At 60.2% G+C, this 11,522-nt stretch carries 13 protein-coding genes; 8 read left to right on the forward strand and 5 right to left on the reverse strand.

What is annotated here, in order from left to right; translation table 11 throughout:
* Positions 1–118: 118 nt before the first annotated feature.
* The 5 genes from IVA87_RS19935 to IVA87_RS19955 all read left to right on the forward strand — a co-directional run bounded on the left by IVA87_RS19935 (position 119) and on the right by IVA87_RS19955 (position 3,675).
* Complete coding sequence (locus IVA87_RS19935) at positions 119–820, forward strand: GrlR family regulatory protein (protein ID WP_247303514.1); 702 nt, start codon at positions 119–121, stop codon at positions 818–820.
* Between the two features lie 18 nt (positions 821–838).
* Positions 839–1,525: a substrate-binding domain-containing protein gene (locus tag IVA87_RS19940; protein ID WP_247303512.1), complete on the forward strand. Its 687-nt coding sequence runs from the start codon at positions 839–841 to the stop codon at positions 1,523–1,525.
* Between the two features lie 32 nt (positions 1,526–1,557).
* Positions 1,558–2,379 carry a tetratricopeptide repeat protein gene (locus IVA87_RS19945; RefSeq protein ID WP_247303510.1) on the forward strand — a complete coding sequence of 274 codons (822 nt, stop codon included), beginning with the start codon at positions 1,558–1,560 and terminating at the stop codon, positions 2,377–2,379.
* Between the two features lie 184 nt (positions 2,380–2,563).
* Entirely contained in the window at positions 2,564–2,713 is a 150-nt protein-coding gene (locus IVA87_RS19950; RefSeq protein ID WP_007609497.1) for a hypothetical protein, read from the forward strand.
* 257 nt (positions 2,714–2,970) lie between these two features.
* Positions 2,971–3,675 (forward strand): GrlR family regulatory protein, encoded by a 705-nt coding sequence (locus tag IVA87_RS19955; RefSeq protein WP_247334665.1) that lies wholly within the window; start codon positions 2,971–2,973, stop codon positions 3,673–3,675.
* Between the two features lie 126 nt (positions 3,676–3,801).
* Here IVA87_RS19955 and IVA87_RS19960 read toward each other — a convergent pair whose 3' ends face one another.
* Positions 3,802–4,284 carry an SgcJ/EcaC family oxidoreductase gene (locus IVA87_RS19960; RefSeq protein WP_247303505.1) on the reverse strand — a complete coding sequence of 161 codons (483 nt, stop codon included), beginning with the start codon at positions 4,282–4,284 and terminating at the stop codon, positions 3,802–3,804.
* 806 nt (positions 4,285–5,090) lie between these two features.
* Positions 5,091–5,333, reverse strand: coding sequence for a hypothetical protein (locus tag IVA87_RS19965; RefSeq protein ID WP_051056887.1), 243 nt, complete (start codon positions 5,331–5,333; stop codon positions 5,091–5,093).
* A gap of 513 nt (positions 5,334–5,846) precedes the next feature.
* On the opposite strand from IVA87_RS19965, the gene IVA87_RS19970 reads away from it, so the two are divergent.
* Entirely contained in the window at positions 5,847–6,185 is a 339-nt protein-coding gene (locus tag IVA87_RS19970) for a hypothetical protein (protein ID WP_247334667.1), read from the forward strand.
* A 282-nt stretch (positions 6,186–6,467) separates the two neighbouring features.
* A complete protein-coding gene (locus IVA87_RS19975) occupies positions 6,468–6,761 on the forward strand; it encodes a hypothetical protein (RefSeq protein ID WP_247334670.1) in 294 nt (97 codons plus the stop codon).
* A 620-nt stretch (positions 6,762–7,381) separates the two neighbouring features.
* Here the strand turns inward: IVA87_RS19975 and IVA87_RS19980 are convergent.
* Positions 7,382–8,071 carry a hypothetical protein gene (locus IVA87_RS19980; RefSeq protein ID WP_247334673.1) on the reverse strand — a complete coding sequence of 230 codons (690 nt, stop codon included), beginning with the start codon at positions 8,069–8,071 and terminating at the stop codon, positions 7,382–7,384.
* Between the two features lie 644 nt (positions 8,072–8,715).
* Positions 8,716–9,312 (reverse strand): phasin family protein, encoded by a 597-nt coding sequence (locus IVA87_RS19985; protein ID WP_247297280.1) that lies wholly within the window; start codon positions 9,310–9,312, stop codon positions 8,716–8,718.
* Positions 9,313–9,549: 237 nt separating this feature from the next.
* Here IVA87_RS19985 and IVA87_RS19990 point away from each other — a divergent pair, with 237 nt between their 5' ends.
* Positions 9,550–10,491 (forward strand): alpha/beta hydrolase, encoded by a 942-nt coding sequence (locus IVA87_RS19990; RefSeq protein ID WP_247334676.1) that lies wholly within the window; start codon positions 9,550–9,552, stop codon positions 10,489–10,491.
* Positions 10,492–10,662: 171 nt separating this feature from the next.
* On the opposite strand, the gene IVA87_RS19995 is transcribed toward IVA87_RS19990, so the two are convergent.
* The gene (locus tag IVA87_RS19995) at positions 10,663–11,181 is read right to left on the reverse strand and encodes a DUF992 domain-containing protein (RefSeq protein WP_247297278.1); all 519 of its coding nucleotides are present in this window, start codon (positions 11,179–11,181) and stop codon (positions 10,663–10,665) included.
* Between the last annotated feature and the right edge of the window lie 341 nt (positions 11,182–11,522).

Below are 11,522 nucleotides of genomic sequence, written 5' to 3' on the forward strand. Positions count from 1 at the left end.
TCTGCATTTTTGATGACAGCTCTCCTGTGGCCTGCCGGCCGCTTCCTGCGTCAAGCTTGTCGATCGCGTTGGAATGCGGGAGAGTGCGCCCGGATGCGCAGAGCCGGGGACACGGCTGGTGTTTGAAGGCTTCTACAAGGTGAGATTTCAGCTCGGCGACGCGGTCGGCCGGAGCGTGATGCACGCGGGCAATGGCAAGATGCTCGGCGGCAATTCGGCCTTCGCCCATATCGGCACCTACGACAAGACCGATGGCGGCGTCGACGTCGTCATCAAGACCGTCCGCCACAACCCCGATCCGAACTATCGCGCCATGGCCGGCACCGACGATGCGACCCTGATCGCGAAGGGCTGGGCCGACGGCAATCTCTATCGCTTCAAGGGCGAGCTGAAAGAGCTCCCGGGCGTACCCTTCCAGTCGGTCATGACGCCGATCACCGCAGACGAGGTGCCGGTCGCCGGCGGCGTCGGCGAAGCCGGCATCATCGATGGTCTTTATTCGATGCATCTGCGCATGCTCGACGGTCTCGATGGCGGCCTCACCGGCGTGATGCTACTCAACAAGGGTCGCATCCTCGGCGGCGATGCGGCGTTCTATTATCTCGGCAGCTACACCGCCGCGAACGGCCGCTGGAAGGGCCAGATCCTCAATCAGGAACACACGCAGGCCAAGGACGATCCGATCTTCGGCGGCCACGAAGTCGGCATTGGTTTCTCCGGCCGCTACCATGCGGAAGAGGCGGTGCTGGAGGCAACGGCGCTCGCCGGCAAGCGCAGCCTGCGCCTGACCGCCGCGCTCAAGCTGATGCACCGCGCCTGAGCGCCACGGGATAAGCACATGGACAATTTCGTTCGCCTGCTCTCGACGCTGGGCCTGATGGGCGCGATGCGCAGCCTGTCGTCTGCGTATGAGACTGCGACGGGCGTCCGCATCGACGCCGACTTCGCGCCGACCCAGGCGCTGCTGAAGCGGCTCCGCGACGGCGAGGCCGCCGATCTCGTCATCCTCACCCGCGAGGGGCTCGACGCAGCGATCGCTGAGGGCCGCGTGGTCGCCGATAGCGCGGCTGACCTCGCGCGTTCCTATGTCGGCATCGCCGTCCGCGCAGGACAGAGGCATCCCGATATCGCGACCGAAGCCGCGCTGCGCAAGACGCTGCTTGCGGCGCAGTGCGTCGCCTACTCGCGGCTTGGCGCCAGCGGAATCTACTTTGCGCAGTTGATCCAGCGGCTGGGCATCGCGCCGGAGATCAACGCCAAAGCCATTATCGTGCAGCAGGGCTTTACAGCGGAGCGGCTCGTCAGTGGCGAGGCCGATCTCGCCGTGCAGCAGATCAGCGAACTGAAGCAGGTTGGCGGCATCGAGGTGGTCGGCCCGATCCCTCATGATTTGCAGACGCCGGCGGTGTTCTCCGCCGGCCGCATGACGAATGCGACACATGCCGAAGCTGCCGATAGGCTGCTGCGCTATCTGGCATCGCCCGAGGCCGTTCCTGTCCTCCGCCAATCGGGGCTGGAGCCTTGAATGTGCCGGCGCGGGGACGCAACGTAGTGGCCATGCGCGCTTATCTCCTCGCAACTCTCCTGACGCTCGCCGTGCCGCTGGCGGCACAGGCGCAGTCGGCCGATCTCGTGCTGTGCGACCGGGTGGCGGCCGATCCCAGTGATCCCGACAAGCCGGCCGACGTGAAGGGCGTGACGGAGATCGCTTCCTCCGACGTCGGGACGGCCATCAAGTTCTGCAAGCAGGCCGCATCCTCCTCGCGCCGCGCCATGTTCGCGCTCGGCCGCGCCTATGCGGCCAACGGGCAGACGAGCGAGGCGATCACTGCCTTGCGCAAGGCCGCCGACAAGGGATCGAGCGCAGCGATGGTCGAACTCGGCGTCGCCTACGGGACAGGCTCTGGCGTCGCGAAGGACGAAGCACAAGCGCGCAAACTGTTCGAGAGGGCGGCGCAGGCCGGCAATCCTCGCGGCGTCAGCAATCTCGCCGCGCTCGGCGGCGCAAGTGGCGGCGCGCCCGCCGATCCTGCGCGGGCGCGTGCGCTGCTGGGCAAGGCCGCCGAAAGCAATGCGGAGGCGCAGTACCAACTCGGTCTGATGCTGGCGAGCGGCAATGGCGGGGAGAGGGACGATGTCGCTGCGCGCGCAATGTTCGAGAAGGCGGCCGCGCAAAATCATCCCGGCGCGCTGGAGCGAATGGGCGCCTTCGCCCAGGAAGGCCGCGGCGGGCCGAAGGACAACGACGCCGCAAAGGCCTATTACGAACGCGCCGCAGCCCTCGGCGACGATGACGCCAAGAAGGCGCTGGAGCGGCTGCGCTGTCCCTATGCGATCAAGGACAAGCAGGGCAAGCTCGTCACCACACTGTGCTTCTAATTTGCCTCTCCCTTCGGAAGATTCGAGCGCTCCGGCGGACCGCGATGTGATTAGGGGGCTCGGCTCATTCAAGTGGTCGGCGAGATCGTTGCGGGCGTCGTGACAGGCGGTCTCGAGACAGCCGGGTGCCCGGGAACTGGACCATGCGCCGGTCGTTGCCATGGGCAGACTGGGAGATGCAACCATGATCCGCAAACTGGCATCCGGTGAATATCGCCTCTATTCGCGCAAGGTGAACCCGAAGACCGGCAAGCGGCGTAATCTCGGCACCTTCAAGAGCCGCGCGGCGGCCGAGAAGCACGAGCGCGAGGTGCAATACTTCAAGCGGCATTGATGGCCGGCGAATGCCGTCCAGGAGCCGGCAAGACAAAACATGCGAAAACAACCCCATGCACAGTAGCGATGGGGTTGAAAAGCTTGTGGAATTTCGGCTACTCCGAAGGCGACTTGCTCCGTCGGGCAAAACAGGTGCATAATGGCATCATGACGGCGGTCGGTCGCGGACGGGCCTGCGCGGAAAAGCCGATGACTTCAATGCGGCGACGATGCTAGCTAGCCTGTAAATCTTTTTCGGTTTTTGGGTTCAAGACGTTGCTCAACGGGCTCTACAAGGTTGAATACGGCATCAACGGTGCCTTCGGCCGCAGCATCATGTGCATGCATGACGGCAAGCTGCTGGGCGGCAATTCCGCCTTTGCGCATCTTGGGACCTATGACGTCAGGGATGGCGCGATCGAAGCCAATGTCATCACCGAGCGCCACAACGACGATCCCAATGACAAGCCGCTGATGGGCGCTGATATCGCCGCGATCAAGGTCCGCGGCAGGACGGAGGGATCGACGATCCTGTTCGAGGGCAAGGCCGATCCGATGCCGGGCAGCGTGTTCTGGGCCAACCTCGCGCCGCTCGATGATGGGGCGCTGCCGCCGCGCGGCACCGTCGGTCCCGGCGGTATCGTCAACGGGCTGTACTCCATTCACCTTCGCGCGCTCGACGGCGTCGAGGCCGGCCTCTCCGGCGTGATGCTGCTGATGGACGGGCGTATCCTCGGAGGCGATGCGTTCTTCTACTATCTCGGCTCCTACTCCTCGGCGGATGGCCGCTGGAAGGGCGAGATGCTGAACCAGGAGCATACGCCGGCGAAAGACGACAATCCCGTGTTTGGCGGCCTGGAGGTGGGGATCGGCTTCTCGGGGACCTGCACGGAAGACAGCGGCGAGCTCGAAGGCATCGCGCTCGCCGGCAAGCGCAGCCTGCGCCTTGCCGCCTCGCTGAAGCTGATGCGGCGCGCGTAGGGGGTCTACTCACAAATATCGGATGTCCGTTTGCTCGGGTGAAGCGAGCTTTACGTGTCGTTCCCAGCGATGTCAGCAAGTGACCCAAGGCGGAAAAATCAGTCTGTTTGTGACCAACCGCCGCGCTTATTTTGGTGCCGCAACGTCGACGTTGTGAAATGCCTCCATCAACCAGCGACCGTCCCGTTTAACAAAGACTTCCATCAAGAGTGTCTTACTTACACCATCGCCTGTCACTGGCGCACCGCTTGGTGTGGTCATCAGACCATGTATTTCATTATCAATGTCTACAATTGCCACGTCGTCCGTGATGAAGCGTAGCCGCCGAATTGTTTGCTTCTTCGTGGTGCCTTTGAAAATGCCAGTCAAAATTTGCTGTTGCCGTTGGCAAAAACGCGCTTTGCCGGACATGTCCGCTCCCGACGTATTGAACGCTGAGATATCAGGAGCGGCCGATTGGCAAAACTCTGCGGCGTTACCAGCATTCCATGAGGCTGATTGATCTGAGACGATTGCGCGAATGGCCGCTTCTCGCTGCCCGTCCTGAGCATTTACAGAAGCCGAGACCAAAATTGTTGAAAGCATCAAAAAAGCAAGTTGTCGTGTCATTGGGCAACCTCCGAGCATTTGGTGGCTTGAAAAGCGTTCAATCGTAACCTGCAATTTGGCGCAGCCAAGTCGGCAACCTGTTCGGCATCCGTGTTGGGCCTTAGCCGAGCCATGCTGATCCTGTTGTAATGTCGGCTATGGGCGGTAAACCGGACGCCGCGCCATGCTTGCCTCGACCGGCGCTTTTGACCCAAAGCAGGCTTGCGCTGCACCGGCCCGAGCGGCGTCACTCTTCTCTGAGGAAGCCAGAACTGGCTAATCGCCATCCACTATCGTCGATGTCATCATCCATTGCGGGCGGTCATCTGCGACGATCAAACTTTGGCCGAGACGTGCAGGTCTGTTGTGGAGACTACCATCCGTCAATGCATTCACGCTGGTCTAATCCGTCTAGTCAATAAAGTCCTGTCGGTCCTGGGCGGCCGGGCATGCATTCTGTCATGGATCGCCGTTTCTGAAGGCGACAATCCCAATAGGACTCGAGCATCATTGCGACCACCAGCAAAGCGATTGTCATCAGAAGTAGCGCAGCGATGCGACTGCTGCTCATTGAGATCCCTTTTTAGAGGCAAGCTTATCGCGAGACGGGGTGGCAATCTATGATTGTCAACCTGTTTGTACTCGCATACTCTCTTGCCTATGGTTGCCATCAGGTTGACACTCATATGAGCTCCGCTTGTGGCCCCGAGCCGAAACACCGGGTGAGCCGTCGCCGTGTCGGCTGTGCGAGGTAGACCGGACAGAGGCCGCCGAGCTAAGCTTGACCTGTGCGCGCGAGGGCGGCAGAGCGCGCAGGCAGACCGTTTTCACACATTTCCTTTCCAGATCAGCCATCGGTAGACGCCGAACACGTTGATAAGTGTCACCACCACGTTTTGCACCATCAGCGCATATTCCGCTGTTAGATAGCCGACGACGATCCAGATCACCGATGCACCGCTCAGCACGACGAAGGCCCAGCCGGTAATGAGTGGCCGCGCCCGGGCAGCTAGGATCAGCCCGGCGCCGATCGTGCCGACTGTCGCCACCCAACGCAGGATTTCATCCATGATGCTTGTGCTCCCCGAAAAGCCGACGTCGGAGCGTCGCTCCGCGATTTGCCTGTACGGGCGCAGTCACAGGCAGGCCGCCGGAGTGGAACTTTCCGTCTCGTGCGCCGACCACCATGCGACCACCGCCCGAGCGACTTGGCCCCACAGTGGCGGCGGAAGGTCAGGGCACCACGTGGTGATCCCGTGGGATATCAACTCCGCTGCGCCGAAATCGGAAGCTCCTTTTTTTCATCCCCGAACAGCGTTTCCATCAACCGGCATGCTGGCACATTGCCCCGGGCTGCCGAAATGAAATCGGAGCCAAGGACTTATCTGCGGCAACGCTGATCGAATGTGCGCGACTTCCGCTGTTGGCCCTCAGTTGAACAACGAAAGGGCCGCCCCATGTCGGCTGTCTGCGGGAAACCGGACGTTGTACGATGGTTGCGTTGACGGGTGCTTCTGACCCATTGCGGACTTTGGGAGATCGGTACTAGAGAGCCTATGGTTGCGGATTCCGGGGAGCGGAGCTTGAAGAACATTCAGATCATAGATCGCGCGGTGAACGCGACGTTCAGCTTGTTTCAAGCGACTGATGATGAGTTCGCTGCCATCTTTTCCGGCGCGGGCCAAGACATAGAGTTGGTCGAGGACTTTACCGAACGCGTAGGGGAAGAGCAGGCTTTGCGAATATTGTCGCCCGTATGGGAGCGCCCTATTTTGAAGCGCGAAGCGCAAGGTATCCACGGAACGCTGTACTACGAGTACGCGGACCGGAAGCGATATCTTCCGGCATCCAAGAGAGAGGTCGACTGGCCCGATTCCTACGTAAATCTCGCGCAGCGCAAGCTCTTTGCCAGCAAACGTTAAGCGTCTGCATTTGGCCCGAGGCTGACGTTCGGCAACGAGAGCTGAATGTCGGGTACCGGAGGGACGACAGACCATTGCCGGGCGGTGATCCCACGGCAGAGATTGGCCAAAGCGGCGCGTCAAGAAGTCTACACACGGCTTGTTTCATAGTTCGCCAGCTATAGCAATCCGACGCGCCTGACGTTTTTCTCGATCGCTTTAGGGTTGTGGCAATTAATTCACGCTATAGGCTCAGCCTATGGTCTTCAAAGATGCCCACGGTTGGCGTTGAGGACATGTCTGATGTACTTCCTCACTGCCTGTCTGGTCGTGGTAGTCGTGAGTGCCGCGGTATCGCGTCGTCGGTCCAGAAATCTATCACAGCCTCAGTGGGCTAGCCCGGCCCAGCGGCTCGCAGCACGGCGGCGGGCGTTTTGGCCGACAATCTGCGCGGGGTTTTGTCTGCTGGGGCTGCTCGGATTTCATCATTTTCAACACGAGCCAGAACTTGCTCCCACCGCGACGACCTATCTCATGATGCTTGTTGCCTCTTTCTTCGGCGGTTCGTTTCTTGGCGTCATTGGCGGGATGGATTGAAGTAGCGGGGATCAATGCAAGGCTAAAACGCGCCGGACTATGACAACGACAAGCTGTCATGTCTTTGACATCGTCCTGTTGGTGTCCGGGCCCTTAGCTCAGAGCGCCGCGAGGTCTGCTTCCTGAAGGTGACCCGAACAGGATCATGCAAGCTGGCCAAGGCCGTCTTTGACCGTTTGCGGACATATCGAAATCAAAACAGACCAAAACGGCCGAGACGAGAAGCACTGCGGCTCAGCTAGGGAAGTCCTTTCGTCATCGTAAGGGATTGAACCCACATCCCGCGAGGGCAGCCCACGAAGCTGCGCCAAGATGTGACAATCGGAAATAATGTCGTGGCTTGGTCGGGTCGGTGTCCAACACGAACCCCGTCGGTAACGCGCGGACAGTCGTCGCATAGAACCCACCATCGGGCGACCTCTGGGATTCGATGATAGCGATCAACGATTCTGCCCTCTCAGTCCTGCCGAGCAATTTCATCAAGAGAGCCATTTGGCCCGTCCCTTCGGTCCACACACCGTCCCGGTCTTCACCGTAAGAGAAGCCTCCGCCAACACTCATTCGCTGTTCGGCGGTAGTTATTGCCGATGCAAATTTCCCGGCCGCTCCGTGAAGCGCTGTTAAAGGCCAGATCTGGGCATCCAGAGCCAAAATCGGATTATGCGTGACACCGTCTTCAGCAGTCCTGCGGCGAAACAGGCGCACCCCGGATCCCACATCGTATTTACGAAGTACTCAGCAACCATCGCCTTATCGCGCCAGCGCGAATCGCCTGTACGGATGGCAAGAAGGCCAAACGCGGCAGCGAGGTCAGTATTATGTTCAGTCGATTTCCATGTCCGCACTTCCGGCGTCGGCTCGTGCCCAAACGTACCGCCCGTGAAACCGCCAGTACCGCGCGTATCGGCCCATTGCGCGACCCAGGCGCCAAGCCGTGCGGCACCATCGCGGAATCGAGAGCCGGTGTTCACATCAATCGACAGCAACGCCAACATGGCCCATGCCATGTTACCAACATCGCTGCCCACCTGATATCGATCCTCTAGCCATTTGTTCTGAGTATTGTCCCACCAACCTGGAAGTTTTACGGGCCCATTCGCCACCAAACCCGCGGCGTAAGCGTTCCTGAGCCGTCCATCATGCCAGGTGCGGTCGTTATCGATGGCCCAGAGAATCGCCGAGCCAATCCGATACGCTTTGTCTTGCTCACCGCAACCGACCAATGCGATGGCGGCTACCGCATTGTCATAGAGGTAGGCGGCGCCATGCAGAGGCCCCGTTTCGACGGTCGGATAGCTGGGCAGGAACAACGGCCCTGATGGCGGTGCCTTATCAATTAGACCAGTGAGGTATCCGCACGCTGAGGTTCTTGGTGCTGTTGAAGCCTGCAGTGGAGCGGAGGCCATCATGATTGCGAAAGTCGCGACGACCCAAGTGTGAAGGCAGAGCCCGCGACAACGGTAGAAGCAATAAGTGATGGGTGCTGGTAGCATTTCGCTGCCCCTCGTGCCTTTCAACCAAGATAGACTTTAGGACATCGGGAAGAAAGCCGGTCAGGATCGAGTCAATGTGCCTTCGGCTTCAATGGCAGCTTACGGCCCCAAGCCGAACTAAACTGAGGCTATTGCGATATCGGCTGTTGACGGTCAACGGGATGCGGGCTGCGGTGCCTGGACAGCGGCGCGTGCTCCCAAATCGGACATCCTCCTAGACTACGGCTCACAAGTCCGCGGCAAAGTGCTAGGAGCGACGTGGTTCGTCTGGCCGCTCGGAGGCAGTTTGACCGAGCAACGGATTCAAAGGCGACTAGCGGCGATTTAGCCGCTGACGTGGTCGTCTACTCCGCGCTGATGCAGTGCGTTGAGGAATCTGGAGCGGTGAGGCCGCAGTTCCAGCAAGGCACATGAGCGGCTGAGGTTCAGCCGCGCACGTGCGCCATGATTATGCCGGCGTGCTAGGCAGCCTGCCGCATGCGTTCGATAGTCTGGGTTATATGGTTTCCGGCGTCGTCAGCCACCTTCAGAGACATGTCCGCCATCCGGCGGCTGGTATCCAAGGCGCTACTGATCGTGTCGCGCATCAGATCAGTCTGCACGGCCGCCAAGTCGTGAGGAGTTCGGCAGCGCCAGAGGTCATTCATGCGGTCCATAGTCCTTTCGATCTGCTGTCGGACGAAATCAAAGTACTCGCGTGAGACGCCATTCATTCCTTTGGCGACTGCGGTCGTCGAGTACATGATTGCTTCGGCGTTGCGGACCGAGCGTTCCGTTGCCCGCTGCGCTTCATTGCCCGTCAAACCGAACGTGCGACCAAGCTGATCAGTCGAACGGCCCATCATCGCGGTGGCCATGTCGACGCCGAAGCGCCAAGTGTTTTGCAGCATCTCGGCATTTTGTCGCAGCAGGTGGCTGCTGGCTTGGGCCACCTCCTCGCCGGCCTCAGCGGTAGCTAAGCCGATCCGTCTGGTCTGCTCCGCGGTCCTCTCGGCGGCGCGGCGGATTGTGTCCTCGGGGCTTTGGGTAGACTTTTCCTCCTGGCGTGGATTGGCCATTTGTTGCTCCATCGTTGTTGTTGGTGAGGTCGGATCCTATGCTCTCCGTCACAGGTGCGATCCTACGCGAGCAAACGTGGGCATTTCTGGACCGTTCCGGGGCGAGCAAGTTTTAATCAATCCTCCGCCGTTGCGCGCAGGAACGAGCGCTTCAACTTCCAATTATTTGATGGATTGGTTGATCTGCTCGGCACTGCGGGTCTCGTGTTCTGACCCATCGATCATCAAGGCTCTATAATGACCACCGCCGAAACCGTATGGCTCATCGTCGCCTTGTTATTAGCACTTCTCATCATCGGCAACGTCGGCTTCTCCAAACTGGCCGCGTGGAGGAATCCACCAATCGGCAAGTTCCTCGAGTGCGACGGCGTGGTACTCCACTATATCGATCGGGGCGATCCCGCGGCTCCTTGTGTTGTGCTGCTCCATGGCAACGGATCCATGATTCAGGACTTCACGATCAGTGGCCTGGTCGATCTTCTTGCTCGCAGCAATCGCGTGGTGTGCTTCGACCGTCCGGGCTTTGGTTATAGTCAGCGGCCGCGGCTCCGAATATGGACCGCAGCAGCTCAAGCAGCTCTATTGGTGAAGGCGCTCAATCAACTCGGGATCCGTGATCCTGTGGTGCTGGGCCATTCTTGGGGCGCCTTTGTCGCTATCGCTCTCGGCGTGCGGAAGGATTATCCGATCCGGGGTCTTGTGCTTGCGTCCGGGTATTACTTCCCGACCGTCCGGTTGGACGTGTGGCTGATGTCCGGTCCAGCCATACCGGTCCTGGGCGACTTGGTCAGTTACACTGTCGCGCCGATCATTTCGTGGGCCGTCTTGCCGGGAGCTCTCCGTAAGATCTTCGCGCCCCGTTCTGTCCCGCAGACGTTCAAGAATGAATTTCCAGCGTCTCTCGTTCTCAGACCCACACAGTTGAGGGCGGCTGCGGAGGAAAGTGCACTCCTCATTCCAACTGCGACACAATTCCAATCCTATTATTCGACCATGGCCCATCAAGTGCAAATATTCCATGGAACAGAGGACCAGGTGATCGAACACAAACAAGCGCAAGATTTACATCAGGCGCTGCTTCGGTCCGATCTTCACCTCATTCCGAATGCCGGGCATATGGTCACGTACGCAGATCCCGCCGCCATTGTGCAAGCCGTCAATTCAATGGCAAATTCCTAAGCTGGTGGCTTGTGGGACCTCGCCGGAAGGAGAGCACTCTGCTTGCGCGAAGCGAACTTTCCGGCATCTTTGCGATGAGCCAGCAGTGACGTCCTGAGAGCACCGGTGGCCATGGCAGACCCGGACTCACCGATAAGGCGCCACTGCTGCTTCAACTCGCCTGCGACGGCGTCACTGCACCCTGCGGCGCACTGGCGCAGCGGCCGGCCGCAATTCCATTCGCGATATGCCTGCCGCGATGTTCACACCTGTTTGCGCCTGAACGGATACCGGTTGCAAGGCGATCGTGCGATCCGACCCGCCCACAAGGAGGTTGGCACCAACTCCGGCGCCAACAGTGCCGCCGGCGGTCGCGCCCGCATAGGTTCCGGCCAACGCGGCGTGGCGAACCGCGGTCGGTGCATAAACGGCCCAAACGAGCTGACCGCCGGACGTGGCCCCTATATCGAGACCAAGCGTGCTGACGGTGCCTTCATAAGCCTCGCGCGCCCTGCCTCTCGCCGATGCATAGATGCAGCTCAACTGCCGTTGTCCGGCAACAATCATGCCGACTCCGGGCGATATGTTGCACGTGAGTGTGCCGACTCTCGGTCGTCCGGCCTCCTGCGCCGTTGCCGGAACCGTGGCGAGCACGAGGGCCAGGGCCGCGCACGCTGTCGCCAAATTGGTCAGCCTTGTTTCGTTCAGCATTGTCCCAATCATGAGGGCCTCCGTCGAGCGTATTCTGATGGTCCTTCAATACGCGCCGGCCCTGCGATGTTCCTGGTGTCGGGAAAGCGAATCTCAATATCACAGGACAAAATCACAGGACAAATCTCTGATCTGTCGAACCAGCGCCGGACGCGACGTGTGGCTCCGTTCTGACGCTCATGCGACCAGCACCGAGGACGATTATTTCGGGTGCCGAGGTGTCTCCAAGGTGGACACAAAATCGCCAAGTGATTTGCAGCGGCGGCGAATGAGATGGACGCGCCTTAGCCGACGCGCCAGGATTCGAGCCCCGCCGGGCTTCCCCTGGCGGCCGGCATGGC

Origin of the sequence: Bradyrhizobium sp. 147, from assembly GCF_023073935.1 — a bacterium.
Classification (GTDB): domain Bacteria; phylum Pseudomonadota; class Alphaproteobacteria; order Rhizobiales; family Xanthobacteraceae; genus Bradyrhizobium.